Annotated in this window: 20 protein-coding genes, 1 tRNA gene and 1 pseudogene; 5 read left to right on the top strand and 17 right to left on the bottom strand. The window is 34.1% G+C overall.

Annotation, left to right across the window (positions count from 1 at the left end; all coding sequences use genetic code 11):
- Position 1: 1 nt before the first annotated feature.
- The 12 genes from IPH11_17000 to IPH11_16945 all read right to left on the bottom strand — a co-directional run bounded on the left by IPH11_17000 (position 2) and on the right by IPH11_16945 (position 15,741).
- Positions 2-361, bottom strand: coding sequence for a PD-(D/E)XK nuclease family protein (locus IPH11_17000; protein MBK6915270.1), 360 nt, complete (start codon positions 359-361; stop codon positions 2-4).
- Positions 337-774, bottom strand: coding sequence for a hypothetical protein (locus IPH11_16995; GenBank protein MBK6915269.1), 438 nt, complete (start codon positions 772-774; stop codon positions 337-339). Before IPH11_16995 ends, IPH11_17000 begins: the two co-directional genes overlap by 25 nt.
- Complete coding sequence (locus IPH11_16990) at positions 747-3,548, bottom strand: UvrD-helicase domain-containing protein (GenBank protein MBK6915268.1); 2,802 nt, start codon at positions 3,546-3,548, stop codon at positions 747-749. The genes IPH11_16995 and IPH11_16990 overlap by 28 nt, the downstream gene beginning before the upstream one ends.
- A 14-nt stretch (positions 3,549-3,562) precedes the next feature.
- Entirely contained in the window at positions 3,563-7,384 is a 3,822-nt protein-coding gene (locus tag IPH11_16985) for a HAMP domain-containing protein (protein ID MBK6915267.1), read from the bottom strand.
- Positions 7,384-7,842 (bottom strand): DUF4783 domain-containing protein, encoded by a 459-nt coding sequence (locus IPH11_16980; GenBank protein MBK6915266.1) that lies wholly within the window; start codon positions 7,840-7,842, stop codon positions 7,384-7,386. The genes IPH11_16985 and IPH11_16980 overlap by 1 nt, the downstream gene beginning before the upstream one ends.
- A gap of 58 nt (positions 7,843-7,900) precedes the next feature.
- The gene (locus IPH11_16975; GenBank protein MBK6915265.1) at positions 7,901-8,728 is read right to left on the bottom strand and encodes a hypothetical protein; all 828 of its coding nucleotides are present in this window, start codon (positions 8,726-8,728) and stop codon (positions 7,901-7,903) included.
- 145 nt (positions 8,729-8,873) lie between these two features.
- Positions 8,874-10,166 carry a dihydroorotase gene (locus tag IPH11_16970; protein ID MBK6915264.1) on the bottom strand — a complete coding sequence of 431 codons (1,293 nt, stop codon included), beginning with the start codon at positions 10,164-10,166 and terminating at the stop codon, positions 8,874-8,876.
- An 8-nt stretch (positions 10,167-10,174) separates the two neighbouring features.
- Entirely contained in the window at positions 10,175-11,095 is a 921-nt protein-coding gene (locus tag IPH11_16965; protein ID MBK6915263.1) for an aspartate carbamoyltransferase catalytic subunit, read from the bottom strand.
- Between the two features lie 3 nt (positions 11,096-11,098).
- A complete protein-coding gene (pyrR, locus tag IPH11_16960) occupies positions 11,099-11,653 on the bottom strand; it encodes a bifunctional pyr operon transcriptional regulator/uracil phosphoribosyltransferase PyrR (GenBank protein MBK6915262.1) in 555 nt (184 codons plus the stop codon).
- A 197-nt stretch (positions 11,654-11,850) separates the two neighbouring features.
- Positions 11,851-12,987, bottom strand: a complete 1,137-nt coding sequence (locus tag IPH11_16955) for an OmpA family protein (protein ID MBK6915261.1) — start codon at positions 12,985-12,987, stop codon at positions 11,851-11,853.
- 192 nt (positions 12,988-13,179) lie between these two features.
- Positions 13,180-14,331, bottom strand: a complete 1,152-nt coding sequence (locus IPH11_16950; protein MBK6915260.1) for an OmpA family protein — start codon at positions 14,329-14,331, stop codon at positions 13,180-13,182.
- 282 nt (positions 14,332-14,613) lie between these two features.
- On the bottom strand, positions 14,614-15,741 hold the full coding sequence (locus IPH11_16945; GenBank protein MBK6915259.1) for an OmpA family protein: 1,128 nt from the start codon (positions 15,739-15,741) through the stop codon (positions 14,614-14,616).
- A gap of 238 nt (positions 15,742-15,979) precedes the next feature.
- Between IPH11_16945 and IPH11_16940 the strand changes: the two genes are divergently transcribed.
- From IPH11_16940 to IPH11_16925, 4 genes are all read left to right on the top strand, one after another.
- The gene (locus tag IPH11_16940) at positions 15,980-16,243 is read left to right on the top strand and encodes a GIY-YIG nuclease family protein (GenBank protein ID MBK6915258.1); all 264 of its coding nucleotides are present in this window, start codon (positions 15,980-15,982) and stop codon (positions 16,241-16,243) included.
- A 53-nt stretch (positions 16,244-16,296) separates the two neighbouring features.
- Positions 16,297-16,560, top strand: coding sequence for a GIY-YIG nuclease family protein (locus tag IPH11_16935; GenBank protein ID MBK6915257.1), 264 nt, complete (start codon positions 16,297-16,299; stop codon positions 16,558-16,560).
- 4 nt (positions 16,561-16,564) lie between these two features.
- Positions 16,565-16,639: transfer RNA gene (locus tag IPH11_16930), tRNA-Pro, on the top strand.
- A 30-nt stretch (positions 16,640-16,669) separates the two neighbouring features.
- Positions 16,670-17,167 (top strand): YajQ family cyclic di-GMP-binding protein, encoded by a 498-nt coding sequence (locus IPH11_16925; GenBank protein MBK6915256.1) that lies wholly within the window; start codon positions 16,670-16,672, stop codon positions 17,165-17,167.
- A 1-nt stretch (position 17,168) separates the two neighbouring features.
- Here IPH11_16925 and IPH11_16920 read toward each other — a convergent pair whose 3' ends face one another.
- Positions 17,169-17,888 carry a hypothetical protein gene (locus tag IPH11_16920; GenBank protein ID MBK6915255.1) on the bottom strand — a complete coding sequence of 240 codons (720 nt, stop codon included), beginning with the start codon at positions 17,886-17,888 and terminating at the stop codon, positions 17,169-17,171.
- Positions 17,885-18,838, bottom strand: coding sequence for a hypothetical protein (locus tag IPH11_16915; protein MBK6915254.1), 954 nt, complete (start codon positions 18,836-18,838; stop codon positions 17,885-17,887). The genes IPH11_16920 and IPH11_16915 overlap by 4 nt, the downstream gene beginning before the upstream one ends.
- Before the next feature lie 140 nt (positions 18,839-18,978).
- Here IPH11_16915 and IPH11_16910 point away from each other — a divergent pair, with 140 nt between their 5' ends.
- A complete protein-coding gene (locus IPH11_16910; GenBank protein ID MBK6915253.1) occupies positions 18,979-19,173 on the top strand; it encodes a CPXCG motif-containing cysteine-rich protein in 195 nt (64 codons plus the stop codon).
- Between the two features lie 34 nt (positions 19,174-19,207).
- Here IPH11_16910 and ftsZ read toward each other — a convergent pair whose 3' ends face one another.
- From ftsZ to IPH11_16895, 3 genes and pseudogenes are all read right to left on the bottom strand, one after another.
- Entirely contained in the window at positions 19,208-20,488 is a 1,281-nt protein-coding gene (gene ftsZ, locus IPH11_16905; GenBank protein MBK6915252.1) for a cell division protein FtsZ, read from the bottom strand.
- Positions 20,489-20,508: 20 nt separating this feature from the next.
- Positions 20,509-21,519, bottom strand: a pseudogene (gene ftsA / locus IPH11_16900) (cell division protein FtsA).
- A complete protein-coding gene (locus tag IPH11_16895; protein MBK6915251.1) occupies positions 21,485-22,267 on the bottom strand; it encodes a hypothetical protein in 783 nt (260 codons plus the stop codon). The pseudogene ftsA and the gene IPH11_16895 overlap by 35 nt, the downstream one beginning before the upstream one ends.
- Position 22,268 lies beyond the last annotated feature (1 nt).

The following is a 22,268-nucleotide window of genomic DNA, read 5'->3' as shown; positions in this document are numbered from 1 at the left end:
ATTAATCGTGAATACATTGTTGTTGCCCGTTGGAATAATTACAATTAAGACAATGATTTCTTTCTTTGTAGTATGATTTTAACTGCACTGCACTTAATGTTTTTTTTAGTTCAACTCCGAATTTTAATCTATCTTTTTGCTTTAACTCAATAAGAAATTTTTTATCGGGCTGCTTTAAAAATATTAGTCTTAGTTCAAAGTCATTAATGTTTTTATATAATCCCGATACAATATAAAAATAAAATTTCAACTGATTTAAATAATGTTCGGATTTGGCGGGGATATTTTCTTCATTCACATTATCAGTTTTGTAATCAATGATAATTATTTTCTCACCTAAAAAAATAATCTTATCAATAATGCCATTAAGATAATAATCTCCTCCTTACAAAATACTTCAAATTCATTTTTTTGATTTGGATAAGTATTAATCTCACTATATGAACTCGACTTGAAATATAATTCTAAACTCGTTTGAATTTCTTCTTTCAAAGATTCAAATAAAATGGCGTTGCCGGATTCCGAATTAATTACTCTGTCAATAGCGGCAATAGTTTCTTCGGGGGTCAATTCCAGTTGCAATAATTTGTGAATAATTTTTCCTTTTGCCTGTGCAATATTCTTTTCGGAGTCAAACAAGCCTATAATATTCTCACTTGATTCTACCCCATTCCGTGAATAGTCCTGAGAATGATCATCATTATCAACCGGGAGATCAACAAGATTATCATAGCCCAATTCATATTTTAGATAATACTTAAATGGACAATCCATAAAACCAGAAGCTTAGTGGCAGAAATCATTTCACCACTAACCACCGAATCAACCCGGTCAATGTTTATGCTGAAATTATTAGTTTTTAGATCCTCATTAAGATGATTGCTAATTTCAGCGAGTTCAATTTTTCTAAGGATAGGAATATTAAGTTTTATGTCTATCGTTTTAGTTTTCATTTTACTTCCTATTGAAGAAAATCGTTTAAGATTTGATTCGATATCAAGGGTTTCTTTTTCTTCAATCACCCCGAAAGCATCTTGCACTAATCCAATGAAAGTATTTTTATTTTCAGGACATTTCTCACAACAAATATAAAGTGAATCCATCGCGCGTGTGACAGCCACATAAAATAATCTTTTTAGTTCGGCGATGTTTTTTTTCCTGACAATTATGTTATTTAACTCTGCAATCGGCGGAGCGACTGCTTCAGCGAAATAATTTTCGTCCTGAAAAAGTTTAGTTAATATTCCAAACTCTTTACTGAAAGTAATTGATCGTGCTTTTACGACATCAATGTTTGTAGTTTCCTCGCATTTGTAAAGAAAAACATTTCTAAATTCTAATCCCTTTGCTTGATGTATCGTTAAAATCTTTACGGAATTTGATTCATCGTTTAGTGCTGCCTGCGATTCATCAGCGCCGGTTTCAATCTTATTATTTAAATAATTTATGTAATCATAAATTGTAGTGAATCCTTTTGAGTGAAACTCCAAACTAAGCTTAATAAGTTTTTTGAGATTGGCAATATCCTGCTCACCACTTTTTCTAGAGTTAATAACAGAAAGAAAATATGAGTCTGAAAGTATTTCGGCTAATATTTCCGGAGGGCTAAAATTGTAAACAAGCTTTATTACTGATTTGAGTTTATTGACTACGTTTTGTAATTCTGTATTCTTTTCAGCGTAGGACTTTATCTTATCGAAATAGTAATATCCATTAGAGCAGCTAATATCAAATAAAGTCGAATCCGACAATAGAAAGAAAGGCGATCGAAGCAAGCCGATCAGTGCCGAATCATTTTTTTGATCTAGCAAGAAAGAGAAATAATTATAAATGTCGTAAACGATTTGCTGTTGATAAAATCCTTTGCCGCCAAGAATCGTGAATGGAATATTGGCTTCCTGTAAAACATTCTCCAAATCTGAAAATGATTTTCTTTTACGGACAAGTATTGCACAATCTCCACACTTAAAATCGGTTTGATTTGATAATTGGATTAATTTATCTCTCAACAGCATCGCTTGTGAAGCCGGCTGAAGATAATCCTCCGTTTTTTTAGCAAAGAGAATTTCAATTTTGCCTTTAACATCCCCCTCCCTGGCACAAATAATTTCACTGTACGATACTTCATTAAAATTAATATCTGGAGCGCTGAATAAGCGCGAAAACAATTCGTTCGTGAAAGCAGCTATTTCGGGAGCCATTCTAAAACTATGCGGAAGCTCGAGAATTGAATCGCTTCCACTTTGTTTTTTTATATCGCTTTTAGTTTTATTAAAGACTTCGAGTTCGGCATCTCTAAACATATATATACTTTGTTTTTCATCACCCACCACAAAGAGATTATTTTTCTTTAAATGATCAACAATTGGAAGGAAAATATTATACTGAATTTCATTCGTGTCCTGAAATTCATCTACCATGATAAATTTATACTTTTCAGCAAGGTCATTTTGCACAAATTCATTTTCTAAAATAGTTTTGGTAAATAAAAGTATGTCCTCAAAATCCATTAATCCCTGTGCGTTCTTTTTACTCGAATAGATTGAAAGGCATTTATCGAAAAGATCGAGCAATATTTTTCCGAATCTTGCAAGATTGAAATTTATTTTAGCATTCTCATTAAAATTTAATTTGCGATAATCTTCAACTATCGCTTCCACGTATTTGATTTCATTTTCCAGTCCACTATGGTCAGCTAAATAACCACGCTTGCAAAGTGTTCCGTTAGCTGTTGTGTTTGTGTTTAATAGATCTTGCAGTAGCAGTTGAAGATTTGCTTTCGATTTTGGCTTTTTAATTTTTTGTAGAATAGAATTAACCAAGATAGCTTTTTCATTATCCATTTTGACAAGTAATACACTTGAATTAATTTTTTCAACAGCTTTTATGATTGCATCAATATTGTTCAAAAATATTTGATCTATTTTTTCATTAAAGACATTCGAAAAAAAATCTGCTATTTTATCTTCAGCGTTTTTATAAATGTGTTCTTTAACAGATAAAACATTTTTTCTGTTGTTGATAAGAGAAGTCAATTCCCTTTGTAAAATATCTTTTGAAGAAAAAGTTCTGATAAGATACTTGAGATTTTCTTCTTCCGTTTGGTTGTTACTCTGTTTGAATGCTTCTTGAATAGAAAGTTCAATTAATTCTGCCGATTCATTCTGATCAATTGCAGTAAAATTTGCATCAATTCCAGATTCCACCGGATGTTCGCGTAAAATGCCGATACAAAAAGAATGAATAGTGGATATGTTTGCGGAAACCAATTGCCTGCGGAGAAATTGTAGTTTTCTCTTAATAGTCAGATCAGTTTCTTCTGAAATTCTTTGATCAATTTCTAATGATATTTTTTTATAGAGTTCACTTGCTGCTTTTTCTGTAAAAGTGATTGCGCAAATATTTTGAAGAAAAACATTCGGAAGTAAAGCAATTTCAATAAAACGTTTTGAAAGTACAAAAGTCTTTCCTGAACCAGCATTAGCAGTTAAGGAAATATGCCGGTCAAGGTTAAGCGCCTTCGATTGTTCGCTTGTAAGTGCTTTCATTTTGTTTAATAATTTTATTTCTTATACGCCGGGATGGTGATAAGAAACGTGGTTCCTTCTGAGTTACTTTGAAGAAGAGATATGCTGCCATTGATGTTTTCAAGAAATCTTTTTGCTAATTTCAACCCTATGCCCATACCTTTCTCCTTAGTAGTAAAGTTTTGGTCAAAAATTTTATTCTGAATTTCCAATGGGATTCCACCGCCATTGTCGCTGATTGAAAAAAGAATCTTACTTTCAATTATGTCCAATTTCAGAATTATTTTAGTTGCACTAGCTTGAAGTGAATTTCGGATCAGATTAAGCACCATCCTTCTGAACTGAGTTTTATCGCCTTCAATTAGAACCGTTTCAAGATTTGTATCAATTATAATTTCGATTTTGTCATCATAGAAAAGATTAACACTTTCTTTTAATGTTTCTGATATATCAATCACTTCGAGTTTTAAACTCGGCATCTTTGCGAATCGCGAAAATTCTGAGGCAATAAGACTAAGATTTTCAATCTGCGCAAGGATGGTGGAAGAAACTTTTTCAAATAATGTTTCGAAGTTCTTGTTTTTGTCCTTAAACGATATTATTAACTGCTGCATAGCCAGTTTCATTGGAGTAAGTGGGTTTTTAATCTCATGAGCAACTTGTTTAGCCATTTCTTTCCAGGCATTTTCCCGCTCAATGGCTGCAAGTTCAAGTTGATTTTTTTTCAATTCATTCATCATTGAATTAAAGCCATTAAACAGATCCTTTATCTCTCCTCTTTGGTCATTAACAAGATTTAAATCAAAATCGCCCTGGGCAACAACTTCAGTGGCTTTTGTTAATCTTCGGATTGGTAATGAAATTTTATTTGCTAAAAAAGTACTGACAAGAATAATTATAATAATTGCGAATGAATAAATTCCAAATAGAAAGATATCAATATCCAATGTTGAAAATGTAAGTTTCACTTTATCAAATGCATCATTAGATTCTATGATAAACTCTTTGTCACCAATTATGGTTCTCGTATAGAGTGAATGATATTGATAATCATTCAACTTTTGTTTATTGAGGTATTCACGATAATTAAGATAATTAATGTTATAGTGAGTTTTGGAATTAAGCTTAGTTGAAAAAAAACCGGCGTTATAAAAATCATTGCCAGCATTGAATATAATATCTGTGCCGTCATAAACATTAAACCGTATTCCGAGTTCCGCACTTGCATTATTGAATACTTCCGACAGGCCTCTTTTTTTATTTTTAGTTAATTGGGTCTGGATATGCTTCTGCACAAATCCTGTGCGTTGATTTAATTCATTGAAAATTTCTGATTCGGTTCTATCTTCAACAATTTGTCTATTGTAAATCGCAAGAACTATAACAGGCAGAATTGAGATAATTAAAAAAGTAACTTGTAATTGAGTCCTAAAAGTGAGTCGGAACTTTTTCAATGTCGGAATGAGTAAAATAATTCCTATTACAAAAATAAAAGTGCTATGAAGAATAAATATTTTAAAGAAGTTAAAAAGATTCCACGATATCTGTTTTGTTTTAACCGCAACTGAAGTTACTTTCTCTTCGCCATCCTTTACCGTTTTTAATACAAACGCTAAAAATTGTTCTTTGTTTAATTCGACATTAATAAACGCCTCGCCTGCTTCTGTATTTACGGATCTTAAGATCGGATCAGACTGCTCGCGTGATGGATAAACATCGCCCGCAACATCTTCAAGCTTCGAATCACTATAAACAAATATTTTTAGATCACTAATGTCAATGACAGAATTAAGTAAATTTTTTTGTGATCTGAGAAATTCCGGTATTTCAGTAAGATTCGATTTCCCTGCATCTACTGTTAATGTACAGGACACATACCCCATCATAATTCCATTAGCTTCAACTTGAATAATACCGCTTATTAATTTTCGGAAGTGATCCTCACTATATTGGAAATAATTTATTTCGCCGTTATTAAATTTTTTTAATGATTTTAGAGGATCAAATGAATCATTTACCCCTACGGAAAATTTACCAAGCTGATTTTTACTTCTGTCATAAATTATTAATGAAGAATTTATTGACTCCCGCTGAAGTGAGCTATTGCTCCACAGAATTAACGCTTCTGAATTATAATTAGTATTTCGCTTTGAAAAACTGCCTAAAAGTTTTTCATCAGTTGAAGAATTCTGCAGAGTTTCTTCAATAATAAATTTCAATAGATTATCATTGGTTCGATTTAGTTCATAAGCTGTTGTTCTTAATGATGTTTTTTCTAACTGAAGATTAAAATAATTTAGCAGCGTTACTGAAATAATGGAGGCGGCAAACAATGAATACACATAAGCAAGTCTGGATTTTTGTTTTAAGCCAATCAGCAAATAAACGAGTGTAATAATTATTAATGTGAATACCGATATTAGAATTTCATCAATCAATGGCTCGTGCTGGATTTCAATAAATACAATTCCAAGAACAATCAGCATAATCAACAAAAGAAATAAATTCTTATATATTTTTTGCTTTTCAAATTGAATGAAATTAGAAATGAAGTGAATAAGTGAGGCTAATACCAAAATAACAGCAAAACCAAATAGTAAAATATTTAGGTTCATCACTATAGCCACTGAATCGGGGATAATTGATGCTTCTTTGAAATATCGAAGTGAAGAATCGAAGACAACACTTTTTATGGAAGCGCTCATTCCTCTTATTATCAAAAAGTAAACTGAAAAAGCAACTAATACAAGAAACAACCTCCTAAAAGTAAGAGCATGAGTTTTGATCGAAACAAGATAATCACGGATAAGTTTAAAAGCAGTAATTGAGATAATGAGAAGAAATATATTAGTGACGAGAAACTCGAGCGGTGATTTGACCACTCCCCCTCCAAAAACCGAAGAAAAATTTGCAGGGTCAACAATTGAACCGGAAAAAATATTTGAAGGAAATCCTAATTGAAAAACCAGGAATCTGAAGGTTGAACAATATAAGAGTACGATAATAAATTTATAAGTTCGCTTTTTAATTTTCAGAAAATCGTTTCTAAAACCAAAACTTATAAAAATCAATCCAATAAAAATCAGAGCGGATTGTAATATATTTATTTTTTCCTGAAAATTATAAAGCTCGCCATTAAGTGATGGCTTAGTAAATGTTACAAGTCCTATTTTATTATTGCTATTATTCAACAGCTCGAACGAATACTCTCTCCCATCCTTAGTTTTTTGATGAAAAGGATCATAGTCAATTTTGAATGATGTATTGAATTCCCCGGCTAAGCGATTACTGAAACTGATTCGTTCAAAAGATGCATTCTGTATTGAATATTTATACTCGAATGGGAGACTGACTATAAGATAAAATTGATCTGTTTCAAAATAAAGCGTATCGGTAAGATTTAGGTAAGTGATAAGATCGGAATCCACAAAATGAGTTTCGCCAATTGGATAATTCAAAGGAAAGATTTCTTCTTGAGGCACTGCAAGTTGATCATTCCAGGCAATAATCTTTCCGTTCGGCGCAACAATTTCAACTGAGAAATTATCGAATGTACTTTGATTTACAAGTTCAACGATCGAGCGGTAAGTCTTATTATTGCGAAGAATACTTCGAAGATTTTCTTTAAGCTTTGCGTTAGTGGAATTTAATTTTGCCTGTTCATCGGAGAATTTTGTTTTGGCAGAAATTTCTATATCCGCAATTTTTTCAACAACAATTTTGTCCCAGTTAACTTTTTTGGAGTCCACGATAATGGGGGTAAGCGCACCTGAGACAAAAATAAGTAATAAAATAAAAAAGACGATAGCAAAAAATTTTCTATCGCCTCTTAACTTATTAAAAATCTTGGGACTCATTAATTGATGGTAATTTGTGTAATCTTCAAATGGTCACCGATCCTTTTTAATGCCACAAATACTTTAGCGGATTCCCTTTTTCCCTTATGCTCATAAAAATAGTTACCGGTTGCATACGGGTAGTTCTTGTCGGAATAGATGTTTGAAAATCGAAATGAAATGACTTGATGAATTTTAAAAAATTCCTGAAGAATATAAAACGCTTGATTGGAACTGTAATACCCCGAAACGCCATTCGATAAGCTAAAATAAGTCTGAGCATTAAAAAGATTTGAGATTTTACCAACGCTTCCTTTAGCAAAGTCATTTTCTATTTCAGAAAAAACTCTCTTTTCTTGCGTAACAATTTTTTCATGATGCAATTTATTCAGAAAATTTTTTTCCTGAGGAAATAGAATTGCGGGCAGAAAAATCAGCCCGCAAAATATCAAAATTATATTTTTAAGACAGTGTTTCATTTAACTATCTAAAAATTAAAAAATTAAATTCACTAAAGCCACTATTTCATAAACAATATTATTGGTTTATTAAATTGAATCTTGAATTGGTTAGGGTTAATGCATTCCTAACTTCAGAATTATTTTTAAGTTTCAGCATGGTTTCACCTTCAATAAGTTGGAACGCCCAGTCAAAAACGACACGATCACCTGTGAATGAGCTAACTCGAACTTTTGCAAAGTGATTATCCCATGTCCAAATTACATACGTGTGACCGGTTTTAACCTCTACATACTTTTCCGTTGCCCAGCCGGAAACTGGTGCAAAAGGAATGTCATAGATATCATTTGTAAAGCCCATGTCTTGAATATCAGTATCATCCCAAACATTTAAATAAAGAACACCCTCATAATTTTCATAAAAGAAATCTGATAACGAGCTATTGTATGCAACCACATTATAATCGGTAAATGAAAACCCCGAGTTATTTGGAAATCTTCTGAAGTCAAAAATTGATTGGTTAAATCCTTCGGGACGGGCGATTCCATAAGCAACATCATAACTCAGTTCGCTTTCATTACCGTTATAATCAAAAGCTGTGATTGCATAATAGTATCTATTACCGTTAGCTGCATCATAATCAATAAAATAATTATCGTAGGAAGTTCCAATTAATTCATATCTCCCGTCATAACTATCGCTGTAATAGATATTATAACCTGCAAGGTCTGATTCCAGATTCTGCTGCCACGTCAAATCTACTCTGCTGTCGCCATTATAAACAGTAATATCAGATGGTGGGGCGGGAGCAGTATAATCAACGTCGTAATAGTAATCGTTGACATCACAAGACTGTAAGAAAATTGTGAATGTGAAAATTACAAGAGAGAATAGTGCGTTTTTCATTTCTTCACCTTTTAGTTTTTAAGCAATATTCCAAAAGATGTACCGAAAAATTTTATTGAAATTTCTCTAAAAAAGGATTGAATGTTATGAACCTGTACAGTGAAGTGGACAAGTAATTTTACTTTTTTATATTCAGTTCGCGGAATTAGATACTAAAAAATTCTCCGTTAAAGAACATTCTGTGATTATTAATCACTCCAACTGATTTTCCAGTTAATAGTTTTTTGTCGAATGGACTATTTTTTGATTTACTTAAAAACTTATTTTTTTCAACAGTCCAAACTTCATTTAGATCAATGATAGAGATTTCTGCTAGTTCACCCTCAACAATTTTTGGTATCGAAATATTAAGAATTAATCGGGGGTTGATTGCCATCTTTTCAATCAATTGTTCAAAGGACAATATTTTTTTATGATAAAGTTCAGTTAAGGCAAGTGATAGTGAAGTTTCAAGCCCGACTATTCCATTTGGTGCGTATTCAAATTCTGCATCCTTTTCTTCAGGTGAGTGTGGAGCATGATCACACGCAATACAATCTATTGTTCCGTCAGCGAGGGCATCAATAACTGCTTGTAAATCTTCCTGCGAGCGAAGAGGAGGATTCATTTTAGTATTTGTGTCATATCCTTTTACGGCATTATCAGTCAAAGTAAAATGGTGGGGGGTAACTTCTGCAGTTACCTTAATTCCCTTTTTCTTTGCTTCACGTACTAATTCAATAGACTTTTTCGAACTGATGTGAGCAATATGAAGAGTTCCTCCAGTATATTCTGCAAGTAAAATATCTCTTGCAACGATAAGATCTTCTGCGACCGAAGGTATTGGCGGCAGCCCTAAAATCGTAGAGTTTAACCCTTCATTCATGGCTCCACCGGCGAGTGATTCGTCTTCACAATGTTCAATAATAGGAACGTTGAACATCTTAGAATATTCTAAAGCTCTCTTTGCGATAGAGGCAGTTTTAATTGCAGCGCCGTCGTCTGAAAAGCCAACTGCACCTGCTTCATAAAGTTCAGCCATAGGTGAAAGATACTCCCCATTTCGTCCTAAAGAAGCAGCCGCAACCGGGTGAACTTTTACTAAATGAGATTTTGCCTGACTTAAAATAAAATTTATAATTTCAGCAGAATCAATTGCAGGATCAGTATTTGGCATACATGCTATTGAAGTGAAGCCGCCACTTGCAGCACTGTTACAACCAGTTATGACAGTCTCTTCATCTTCTCGCCCTGGTTCTCTTAAATGAACGTGCATATCGAATAACCCGGGCACAATGTATTTTCCTTGCAGATCAAAAACTTTTGCATCTGAAATTGCATTGCCCTTATTTTTACCCATCGCCGAAATAATGCCATCAATGATTATTAAATCAACTCCCTTTTCATCAAGTTTTTGATGAGGATTAAAAACATTTGCATTTTTTAATACGATTTTCATATAAGCCTTTAGTTAAGTGTTCCGAGTAAATAGAGAATTGCCATTCTTACGGCTACACCATTAGTAACTTGATTGAGAATAATTTGGTTTTTACCGTCGGCAACAAGCGATGAAATTTCTACTCCGCGGTTTATTGGCCCGGGGTGGAGGATTAAAATATCTTTACCATTTTTTTCTAAACGATCTTCGGTTATACCAAAGTATTTTGAATATTCACGAATGGAGGGGAAATATTCTCTCGCTTTTCTTTCTAGTTGGATTCGCAAAATATTTAATACGTCATTTTCTTGAATTGCTTCATCAATGTCATAAATAATTTTGACACCGAGTTCTTCAATATTCCTTGGAATCATAGTTGCCGGTCCACAAATTGAAACATCAGCACCCATAGTCTTTAGTCCATAAATATTAGAAAGAGCAACGCGACTATGAGCGATGTCACCAACAATACACACTTTTAGCCCTTCAAGTTTACCAAGTTTTTCACGAATTGAATACATATCAAGAAGTGCTTGTGTTGGATGTTCATGTGTTCCGTCTCCGGCGTTAATCACATTGGCATCGCTAATCTTTGTTAAATAAAGGGGGGTACCTGCCGCAGCGTGCCTGACAACAATCATATCTATTTTCATTGCTTCGATATTTTTTATTGTATCTTTAAATGATTCACCTTTGCTAACGCTGCTTCCAGAAACTGAAAAATTGATCGTATCGGCAGAAAGCCTCTTTTCAGCAAGTTCAAACGATATTCGAGTTCGTGTCGAGCTTTCATAAAATAGATTAACAATTGTTTTACCCTGAAGAGTTGGAACCTTTTTGATCGGTCGCTCGAGCACTTCACGAAAAGTCATTGAAGTATCAAGAATTAGTTGAATGTCTTCTCGGGGAACACCTTGAAGACCAAGCAGATGTTTACTTGAAAGTGGCATAAATTAATTATTATTATTATTTTCAGATTCGAGCAGATAGATGGCATCCTCGCCATCTATTTCTTTTACTTTAACTTTTATTTCTTCATCAATTGACGTGGGAATATTTTTCCCGACATAATCGGCGCGGATCGGTAAGGCTCTATGACCTCTGTCAACAAGAATAAAGAGTTGAATTGTTGCAGGACGTCCAAAATCCATAAGGGCATTCAGGGCTGCTCGAACAGTTCTTCCTGTATAAAGAACATCATCAACAAGTATAATATCTCTTTCATTTATATCAAAAGTAATGTTAGAGACGGATACTTCTGGTTGTTTTAATCTTGTTCTGAAATCATCTCTATATAAAGTAACATCAAGCACACCTAGAGGTAGATCAATATTTTCAATCTGCTTAATCTTTTGCTGAATTCGCCTTGCAAGAAATTCACCCCGGGTTCTCATTCCGATTAAGACGAGGTTTTTGGACCCCCTGTTTTTTTCAAGAATTTCATGCGCAATTCTTGTTAACAATCTGTCGAATCCTTCACTATCAACCGGTTTCGATTTTATATTCATAAAAAAAATCCTCTTTGGAAAAATCCTCAGAGGTTGTGCTTTCTTAATAGATTTCCTTTTCAACCTCTCTGGATAGAATTAAAGGTATTTGTATTTCAAAAATAAATTTAATCTTGTTCAAAGCAAAGAGAAACTTATTTAAAATAGAAAAGGGATCTTCAAACAAGATCCCTTTCATAATAAATTATTTATTCTGTTTATTTTATAACGTGGAATTCAATCCTTCTATTCAAGAATCTGCTCGATTCGCTGCTGTCTTTAAAGAGTAACTGACTTTTACCTTTTCCCGAAGTTGTTAACCTGCTTGCGTCAACTCCTTTTGCTACTAAGAACTTCTTTACCATTTCAGCTCTCTCCAAAGATAATTTGTTATTATAACTATCGGAACCGATCTGATCTGTATGACCCTGTATTTCTACATTCAGTTCTGAATGACTTAGTAAAACATCCGCTGCATTGTACAAAATCGGATATGATTCAGGTCTCAATGTTGATTTATTGAAATCAAAGTTTATCCCTACTAAAACCCATTTGTCAGGCATTTCTCCAACAAAGGTTTTACTGTGTTTCTTTACTATATCCTCTATTCTACCGTAGTCAACTTCTGTTGGCTCAGTTGAATATTTCTTTATTAAGTCTTCTATTTTATCGTAATCAACTTTTGCATTTATTCCATCATACAAGTCACACATTAAACTGCGTTCGCCTTGTCCAAAGTAATAGAGAAAACCAAAATCGAAACTCATATATGTATCATTGTTTCCGCCGAGTAAACCGTTACCATTGTCATAGGTTCCATCAATTTTACTATTTGAAACTGTATAGTAGCCTAATTCAGTTTTAATTCTCCAATCTTCACTTAATCTCCATTCACTTCCGAAACCAAGACTCAATTGGAAATCGGTAAAACTTTTTCCTTCCAATTTGTCATTTATAGTACTATCTGGTTTATAAAAAATTGCACCAAAACCAACTGAAAGATATGGAGAAACTGGTTCGCAGGGTGCAAAGTAATAAAGCAAATCAAAATCTCCAGATATAATATTATCTTTGGTGGTTGTTCTATTATTATTCGGACCGAATTCACCTTCGATATGGTTATACTTTCCTGATAACCTCAAACCTGCATGCTCGGAAAAGTTTTTCTGAATTGAAAGAAAACCACCATAATTAAGATCAGTAGCTTCCAGTTCTGAACTCATCAACCTTGGATAAGTAAAACCAAAACCAAATACCCACGCGTCCTTTGTCAGTACCTGATTCTCACCTGTTTGTGCAGTCACATTTCCAATTACGGCTAACGCAAGCATAAGCAGTACAAAAATTCTTTTCATTAAGAACCTCTCTAAGTAAGTTACAGTATAAGTTAACTATTACAATTTTGTTTTATTAAGCAATCTTAATGCCAATATAAATATCTTATTTATTGCTAATATTCGAATAATAAAAAATTATTTTCGAAATTTTGACATAAAAAAAGTCTCAAATAGAAAGATGTGTAAAGAAATATGATAAAAAAAAATCAATCATTTAATTACATGAAATTCAATTCTTCTGTTTAAGAATCTACTTGATTCACTATTGTCTTTGAATAGTAACTGACTTTTACCTTTGCCCGAAGTTGTTAACCTGCTTGCATCCACACCTTTAGCGATTAAGAACTTCTTTACCATCTCAGCTCTTTCTAAAGATAATTTGTTGTTATAACTATCCGAACCGATTTGGTCTGTATGTCCCTGTATTTCTACTATTAATTCACGATGACTCAATAAAACTTCTGCTGCGTTATACAATATTGGATATGATTCGGGTCTTAATGTTGATTTACTGAAATCAAAGTTTACACCAACCAATACCCATTTGTCAGGCATTTCGCTTACTGTGGTTTTGCTGTGCTTCTTTACAATGTCTTCTATTCTTCCGTAGTCAACTTCTGTTGGTTCGGTTGAATATTTCCTTACTAGGTCTTCTATCTTATCGTAATCTACTTTTGCATTTATTCCGTCATACAAGTCACACATTAAACTGGGTTCACCTTTTCCAAAATAGTAGAGAAAGCCTAAATCAAAACTCATATACGAATCATTTGAACCACCAAATAAAGAATTGCCAGGATCAACTGAAGTATTGTGAAATCCATCCAATTTGCTGCCGTTTATTGAATGATAATTTAATTCTGTAATGACTCTCCAGTCTATTCCAATATTCCATTCTGTGCCGATTCCAATATTAAACTGATAGCCGGAATATTTAACATCTTCCTCTGTCGGATTTGCAGTATTAGTCGCCCAATAATAATCACCACCTAATCCAACCACAGCATAAGGTGAGACTGCTTCACAAGGTACAAAATAATAGAGTAAATCTAAGCTTCCTACTAAAAATTCAGTTTTAGTAGTTTCGGTTTTGTTAAGTTCAATAAATTCACCTTCGAAGTGATTGTATCCACTCCTGAGTCTTAATGCTGCATGCTCACTCAAGTTTCGCTGAATTGAAAGGAACCCTCCATAATTTTTATTTGAAGCCTCCAGCATTGAACTCATTAGTCTTGGATAGACAAACCCAAAGCCGAAACCCCAGCTATCTTTAGCAAGATAATATTCGTCATCAGTTTGAGCAAAAGCCGTTGTGAAACTGATAATAAAAATTGATAGAAAAAATGTTACTCTTCTTTTCATTTTATGACCTTTTATTATTTTATTAGACTTACAAACTTGATCTCATAACATACATAAAAATAATTCTATAACCTTATATAGTTAAACTTATTATAAGTTTTAATAATTGTCAAGTTTTTTTTAATAATTTTTGAGAATATTTTAGAAGCGATTTTATAATTCAGGTGATGATTTTGTAAAATGTTAGTCCACAAAACAATAGGAGAGAGGTCAAATCAAATTTTTAAAATAAAAAAGGGATCTTTAGACAAGATCCCTTTCATAATAAATTATTTATTCTGTTTATTTAATAACGTGAAATTCAATTCTTCTGTTTAAGAATCTACTTGATTCACTGTTGTCTTTGAATAGTAACTGACTTTTACCTTTGCCCGAAGTTGTTAATCTGCTTGCATCAACTCCTTTAGCTACTAGGAACTTCTTTACCATTTCGGCTCTCTCTAAAGATAGCTTATTGTTATAACTATCCGAACCGATTTGATCTGTATGTCCCTGTATTTCTACTTTTAATTCAGGATGACTCAACAATACTTCTGCTGCGTTATATAATATTGGATATGATTCGGGTCTTAATGTTGATTTATTGAAATCAAAGTTTACACCTACCAATACCCATTTGTCAGGCATTTCACTTACAGTGGTTTTACTGTGTTTCTTTACTATATCTTCAATTCTACCGTAGTCAACTTCTGTTGGTTCAGTTGAATATTTCTTTATTAGGTCTTCTATCTTATCGTAATCTACTTTTGCATTTATTCCATCATATAAGTCACACATTAAACTGCGTTCACCCTGTCCAAAGTAATACAGGAAGCCTAAATCGAAACTCATGTATGTATCATTGTTTCCACCAAGTAAACCATTACCTCCATCATATACACCATCAATTTTACTATTTGAAACTGTATGATAACCCAATTCAGTTTTAATTCTCCAGCTGTCACCAATTCTCCATTCACTTCCAAAACCGAGGTTCAATTGGAAATCTGTGAAACTTTCCTCATCCAAGGAGGGGTTAGGAGCGTTTACCGGTTTGTAAAAAATAGCACCGAATCCAGCGACAATGTATGGAGAAACTGGCTCACAAGGGGCGAAATAGTAAAGCATATCAACATTACCGGCTATTATATCATCTGTAAGAGTTTCAGTAGCATTATTAAATTCATATTCGGCTTCGATATGATTTAATTTGCCAGATAGTCTTAGACCTGTATGCTCAGAAAAATTTTTCTGAATGGAAAGGAATCCGCCATAATTAACATCACTCGCCTCAAGTGGAGAGCTCATTAATCTTGGATAAGTGAAACCAAAACCAAATACCCAAGCATCCTTGGTAAGTATTTGATTGGTCGATTGGGCAAATAGACCTGTGGTCATTAAAATTGCCACAAATAGAACAACTTTTTTCATTTTTTCCTCACTAAATTAGTGTATGGTTATGTTTGTTATTAGTCATTTTTTTAAAAATTTTCACTTGAATTATAGGACAAAGAATGATCAAAAGCAAGTAATTTGTCTTAAATTTTATCAAATAATTTCAATAATAAACCAATATTTTTTTTGAATATCCAAATAGGTTAGATTGCTATTGATTTTTTTCGGGGTGTAGCGCAGCCCGGCTAGCGCGTCCCGACAGGTCGGGAAGGTCGTGGAAATTTTTTACACTTACATAATTGAATCTCTGAAAAATCATAATTGGTATATCGGACACACTAATAATATTAACAGAAGATTAGTCGAACATAATTCCGGTCAAAATAAATCAACTGTGAATAAAGGTCCGTGGGAGTTGATTTTTTTAATGAACTTTGATACTAATGTTGAAGCTAATAGATTTGAAATCAAATTAAAAAAAATTAGAAACAAAGATTTTATAAGAAAAGAATATTCTGATTTCTTTTTAGTTTCTTAGCTTTCGGGGTGTAGCGCAGCCCGGCTAGCGCGTCCCGACAGGTCGGGAAGGTCGTGGAAATTTTTTACACTTACATAATTGAATCTCTGAAAAATCATAATTGGTATATCGGACACACAAATAATATTAACAGAAGATTAGTCGAACATAATTCCGGTCAAAATAAATCAACTGTGAATAAAGGTCCGTGGGAGTTGATTTTTTTAATGAACTTTGATACTAATGTTGAAGCTAATAGATTTGAAATCAAATTAAAAAAAATTAGAAACAAAGATTTTATAAGAAAAGAATATTCTGATTTCTTTTTAGTTTCTTAGCTTTCGGGGTGTAGCGCAGCCCGGCTAGCGCGCTTCGTTCGGGACGAAGAGGTCGTAGGTTCGAATCCTATCACCCCGACTATTTTTTCAACTTTTAACAATTAATTCTATGGCTCAAAATCACTCATTTGACATTGTTTCCGAAATAGATTTTCAGGAAGCTGATAATGCTATCAATCAGGCAACCAAAGAAATTCATCAGCGTTACGATCTAAAAGACTCTAACACTTTAATTGAATTAAATAAAAAGGATAAATTTATTTTGATTCATACAAAAGATGATTATTCTCTTCGCTCTTCTTATGATATAATTCAATCTAAATTTATTAAGCGGGGTATTTCGATTAAAGCTTTAAGCCCCGAAGAAGCACAAACTGCTGCTGGCGGTACAATCAAGCAAAAGATTAATCTTCTGAGCGGCATTTCTAAGGATAACGCCAAGATTATTACAAAAATGATTAAAGACTCGAAGCTAAAGGTTACTGCACAAATTCAAGACGAACAGATTCGTGTTCAGGCTCCTAAAATTGATGATTTGCAGGATGTTATAAAATTAGTCCGCGAAGCTGATTTGAATTTTCCGACGCAATTTGTAAATATGAAATAAATCAGACAGCATAAGCCCGGCGTAATTTTTCGGCACCAAGTTTTTCGACAATATAAAATTCTTCTTCAGTTATTTTTTCCTTATCACCATAATAGTTGTGATCAACACTGTCTTTTTGAAAACTCTGCTTTATTTCAAGTGAGTTAAGTATTTCTATCTTTTCGGCAATAAGATTGTTTTCATCATTCATATCAATTTTGCCATCTACAAGATAGGGACCCATCGATGCTGTGAGTCCTGCATAAATATTATATACCTTTGGGAAGATAACAACTTCAAAAGTTCCAGTAAGGTCTTCCAGCGATAGGAATTTCATTATCTCCCCCTTCCTTGTTCTGATTCTTTTAGAAGTCATATACCACCCGATCATTTTTACTTTTTTGTTTTTGTACAAAGACATATTTTTTGCCTGCACAATTGAAGGTTGGCTCAGCCATTCTTTGAAGAAAAAAAGCGGATGACGAGTAACCATATAATCAAAAGAACTGTACTCGGTACGGCATATTTCCTCAAGTGAATGATTCCGATTTGTTCGCACATAATTTTCAAGTAGAAAACTCTCATTCATAAAAAGGTTATTAGAATTTTCTTCTAAAATTTTTCTTTTCTTTATGTAAATATCAAGTAGTCGCATAAGTTCCGGGCGGCTTTGTTTGAAGCAGCCCATTGCCCCGCAATTGATAAGCAAAGATGTTTCCTCAAAACCGATTTTGGTCCTCACAATAAAATCTGCCAGCGAAATAAATCTGCCATGTTTTTCCTTTCCTCAATTATTTTTTGAATCGAGTTGAAAGAAAAATTTTTGATAGCCATCAAGCCGATCCTTATTTTTTTTGCTTCACCATAATATTCATAAGAGCTGCTGTTTATACAGGGCAGCTCAATTTTTAAACCAAGTCTTTTGCTTTCCTGAATATAAACAGCAGGTGAGTAAACCCCCCCTTGATTGCTGAGCACGCTTGCCATAAACTCGGCAGGATAATGAGCTTTTAGAAAAGCCACTTGAAAAGATAAAAGTGCAAATGAAGCACTGTGAGCTTTGCAAAAAGAATATCCCGCAAAAGATTCGATTTGCCGCCAAAGTTCGTTTGCCTGATGATCAGTTAGTTCCCTTTCTTTACAAGAAGAAAAAAACTTATTTGTTATTTGTTCCATTGCTTTGTGCGAGCGCATTTTTCCGCTCATCGCACGGCGAAGCAAGTCGGCTTCTTCAAGTGTTAAACCAGCGATATGATGCGCTACTTTTATAACATCTTCCTGATAGATCATTACACCGTAGGTTTCTGTAAGAAGAGATTCCATTTCAGGAATCAAATACTTTCTTCGGGCAGGGTCTTTGTGCCGGGTGATAAATTCCTGCATCATTCCGCTTTCTGCAACGCCGGGGCGTATAATTGAACTTGCCGCTGTGAGCATTTCAAATGTTGTTACATCAAGCTTTCGTAGAAGCGACCGCATTCCTGGTGATTCAACGTAGAAGCAGCCGATTGTTTTCCCCCTCCTTAACAATTCTTTTGTCGCTTCATCAGCGAAAAGCATTTCGTAATCAAATATATTAAATTTAACTTTACTGCTGTTTCGCGGAATGGGCGGATAAAGTGTATGAATTTTTGTTTGATTCCATTCCGGAGGCAAACTATAGCGGAATATTTCTGTATTATTTTTATTCATTACAATATAGTGTGCATTTGCACACTATATTTAAGACATTAATGAAAAAAAGTCAAGAGCAGAGGATAGAATAGTTGATTATTATTTTTTTTCTCGCTTAATATGGAGAAAGAATTAGAATTAACTTTTAAGAGGAAAAAATGCAATCAGATGAAGATTTAGTTTGGACGTGCCAATACTGCGGCGTTGAAAATACAGTTTGGGTTGATCTCACAATTGAAGGCAAGCAGGATTTCATAGAAGATTGCAGAATCTGCTGCCGCCCAAATAGAATAATAATATCAAAAGACGAAGAAGAGAATATTCTTATCGAATCGCGACCAAGCGATGAATAGAATAGATAATCTCAATCTATCAAGTTATTTAAAATTAATCCATTATCATTCTTAAAAAGGAAGAACTTTCTTCGCTGCCAGGTTCTTCTTCAAACTTCTTTTTTTCTGCTTTGTCCTTCGCCCAGGTATATCGGGAATCCTGCGGTTTAAAGCCAGACTCTAATGGATCGGTTGGCTTTTCTTCCATTTTAGATTTTGCGCCGTTAAGCCGGAAGAAGGTGGGTATTTCCAGATCGTCTTGATTAATTTCTTCGGGATCTTTGAAGTTAAATCCACCACGGAACGAATCTACACTTGTTGCAGAAGTTGATTTGGGCAGTGCTGTAGTTTTACTTTTTCCTGAAGAATTTGAACCTTGAAATCCGGTTGCAATAACAGTATATGAAACGTAGTCATTCATTTCATCTTTTTTAACACAGCCGAAAATTACATTTGCTTCTTCACCGGCAGCTTCAAAAATAACATTATTGCCTGCGTAAATTTCCTGCATAGAAAGGTTGCTTGACCCGGTAACATTTAATAAAACACTTTTTGCTCCTTTGATGTTTACGCCTTCGAGCAATGGACTTGAAATTGCTTTTTGTGCTGCTTCAACTGCACGGTTCTCACCACTGGCAATGCCACATCCCATCAGAGCTTCGCCGCTTTGATTCATAACTGATCTTACATCAGCAAAATCAACATTAATTAATCCTTCAACATTTATAATGTCCGCTATGCCTCGTGTTGCTTCATACAATACTTCATTTGGCTTATCGAAAGCCGTAAACGCATTTATATTTTTATCAATGATGGACAGTAATCGTTCATTTGGAATTACAATTAAGCTGTCAACATGCTGTTTTAATTCCTGAATGCCAGTTTCTGCATTGAGCATTCTTTTTTTACCTTCCCACTTAAATGGTTTGGTAACAATACCAACCACAAGAGCGCCAACACTTTTTGCTATTGATGCAACGACCGGGGCACCGCCTGTACCGGTTCCCCCGCCCATACCGCCAGTCACAAAAACCATATCACTACCTGAAAGAACTTCAGAAAGTTTTTCGCGGTCTTCCTCGGTAGCTTTTCTGCCAATGTTCGGGTCAGAACCTGCGCCCAAACCGCGCGTGACATTAGTTCCAACTTGAATTTTATGTGTAGCATTACTGCTATTAAGTACTTGAGCATCGGTATTAACTGCGATGTACTCAACGCCGGTTAATCCTCTGGCAATCATACTTTCGATGGCATTACAGCCACCACCACCAACACCAACTACCTTTAGTACAGCTGACATTGATCTTTCTTTATCCAAGGTTGCGAAATTTGGCATAGTTACTCCTTAATAATGATTTATAATTCGTCAAAAAATATTGTTACACGTTTAATGAATTTTTTTATTTTATTTTCTGAATCAACGGGCTTTTTAATTAATTCCTGATACTCGCTTGACCTTCCTCCCGGAATTCCTTTAATAAGACCGGCTACGGTGGCAAATTCAGGGCTTTCAATTTCGTTAGACAGTCCGCTTCCAAGCTCAAGTGGTACCCCTATTCTTGCAGGCAGTCCAAATACTTCTTCAGCTAATTCCGTTGCGCCCTTCAACAATGAACCCCCTCCTGTTAAAACGATCCCGGCTTTGATTTTATTTTTATAGCCGGTGCTTCTTAATTCATTATCAATAAGGCTGAAAAGTTCTCTCATTCTCAAACTAATTATTTGTGTTAAGAGACTGATTGGTATTTTTGCATTTCCACGCGCGCCGACACCTTTAATAAAAATATCTTCTTCTTTAATAATTGCGTTTTCAGTTGCATAGCCAAATTCTTTTTTTAATCGTTCAGCTTCTTCTGTTATTACACCAAGTGATTCTCGAATATCATTAGTAACCTGATTACCGGCTACGCCTATCACTTTAGTGTGTTTGATTGTCTTTTTATGATAGATCGCAATATCCGTAGTACCCCCGCCTATGTCAATCAATACTATTCCTAAATCTTTTTCGTTTTCATCTAGCACCGAAGTGCTTGAGGCTATAGGCTGAAGTATGTAATCCTTAACCTGATAACCAGCGCGTTCTACAGATTTTTTTATATTTTGGATTGCAGGTATAGAAGCAAGTACAATATGATTAGTTGCTTCCAAGCGCGATCCTGACATTCCAATCGGCGAATCTATCCCCCCTTGATGATCAACTGAAAATTCTTCGGGAATTATATGCAGAATCTGCCTGTCTGATGGAATTCTTATTGTCCTGACATCTGCTTCTAATCTCTCAAGATCTTCTTTTGTTATTTCTTTTTCATCACGACTTATTGTAACATAATTCCTATGCCGCATACTTGTTATATGTTCGCCGGCAACTGCTTTTAGCAACGTAAATATCTTTAGAAAACCGCAAGTCAATGTAATTACTTTCAATGAATATTTTTTTCGAGTCAAGCATTTCATTCCACATAATGTCGAGGTAAACCATTTTTTTTGCTTCTTCATTACGACCAAATATCACAGGACAATCTATACCGGAAAATCTTAGTATAATATCACCACCGTTTCTAAAATTTATTTCTGAAAGTTTTGAAGCGATATTTTCATTAGTCAGCCTGGCAGCTTCAATAATTTTGAATGCTTCGAGAATCTCATCCGTTCTGTAAACTATCCCAGGAATTATTCTTTTTTCATCCTTTAAGTTTGTGAGTAATGGAAACGCAAGTAATTGTGTGTTGGTTAGAACTGACAATATTTGAAATTCATCAGTGATGAAGAAAGAGTTTCCATCTTTCAATATTACTGCAACAATATTTTTCTCGGTAATATTTATTTCTACTTTTTCTGATCCGCTGCGCAATACGTCAGTTGTTTTTATGTAAGGGTGTTTCGCGAATCTTGTTTTGATAATTGGCAGAGGAATTTCCTCAATCGAAACTGAATTATTCATATTAGTAAAAGCCAAATAATCTTCGGCCGAAAGTAAACGATTGTTTTTTATTTCAACCATTTTAATTATTCCTTCTGAATAAACATCGTTTGTAAATAATACTATATAGATTATTCCGAATAATATCGTTCCCAGAATTGCTGTTGGTAATATATTTTTATTTGCTTCTGACATT

This window comes from Ignavibacteriales bacterium, assembly GCA_016709155.1.
Classification (GTDB): domain Bacteria; phylum Bacteroidota; class Ignavibacteria; order Ignavibacteriales; family Ignavibacteriaceae; genus JADJEI01.
This window is presented reverse-complemented; position numbering and strand designations above follow the sequence as displayed.

Bases quoted from the DNA above. Each gene is read 5' to 3' on its own strand.
- IPH11_16995 (MBK6915269.1), bottom strand. From the start codon at position 774: ATGGATTGTCCATTTAAGTATTATCTAAAATATGAATTGGGCTATGAT.
- IPH11_16990 (MBK6915268.1), bottom strand. From the start codon at position 3,548: ATGAAAGCACTTACAAGCGAACAATCGAAGGCGCTTAACCTTGACCGG.
- IPH11_16985 (MBK6915267.1), bottom strand. From the start codon at position 7,384: ATGAGTCCCAAGATTTTTAATAAGTTAAGAGGCGATAGAAAATTTTTT.
- IPH11_16980 (MBK6915266.1), bottom strand. From the start codon at position 7,842: ATGAAACACTGTCTTAAAAATATAATTTTGATATTTTGCGGGCTGATT.
- IPH11_16975 (MBK6915265.1), bottom strand. From the start codon at position 8,728: ATGAAAAACGCACTATTCTCTCTTGTAATTTTCACATTCACAATTTTC.
- IPH11_16970 (MBK6915264.1), bottom strand. From the start codon at position 10,166: ATGAAAATCGTATTAAAAAATGCAAATGTTTTTAATCCTCATCAAAAA.
- IPH11_16965 (MBK6915263.1), bottom strand. From the start codon at position 11,095: ATGCCACTTTCAAGTAAACATCTGCTTGGTCTTCAAGGTGTTCCCCGA.
- pyrR (MBK6915262.1), bottom strand. From the start codon at position 11,653: ATGAATATAAAATCGAAACCGGTTGATAGTGAAGGATTCGACAGATTG.
- IPH11_16955 (MBK6915261.1), bottom strand. From the start codon at position 12,987: ATGAAAAGAATTTTTGTACTGCTTATGCTTGCGTTAGCCGTAATTGGA.
- IPH11_16950 (MBK6915260.1), bottom strand. From the start codon at position 14,331: ATGAAAAGAAGAGTAACATTTTTTCTATCAATTTTTATTATCAGTTTC.
- IPH11_16945 (MBK6915259.1), bottom strand. From the start codon at position 15,741: ATGAAAAAAGTTGTTCTATTTGTGGCAATTTTAATGACCACAGGTCTA.
- IPH11_16925 (MBK6915256.1), top strand. From the start codon at position 16,670: ATGGCTCAAAATCACTCATTTGACATTGTTTCCGAAATAGATTTTCAG.
- IPH11_16915 (MBK6915254.1), bottom strand. From the start codon at position 18,838: ATGAATAAAAATAATACAGAAATATTCCGCTATAGTTTGCCTCCGGAA.
- IPH11_16910 (MBK6915253.1), top strand. From the start codon at position 18,979: ATGCAATCAGATGAAGATTTAGTTTGGACGTGCCAATACTGCGGCGTT.
- ftsZ (MBK6915252.1), bottom strand. From the start codon at position 20,488: ATGCCAAATTTCGCAACCTTGGATAAAGAAAGATCAATGTCAGCTGTA.
- IPH11_16895 (MBK6915251.1), bottom strand. From the start codon at position 22,267: ATGTCAGAAGCAAATAAAAATATATTACCAACAGCAATTCTGGGAACG.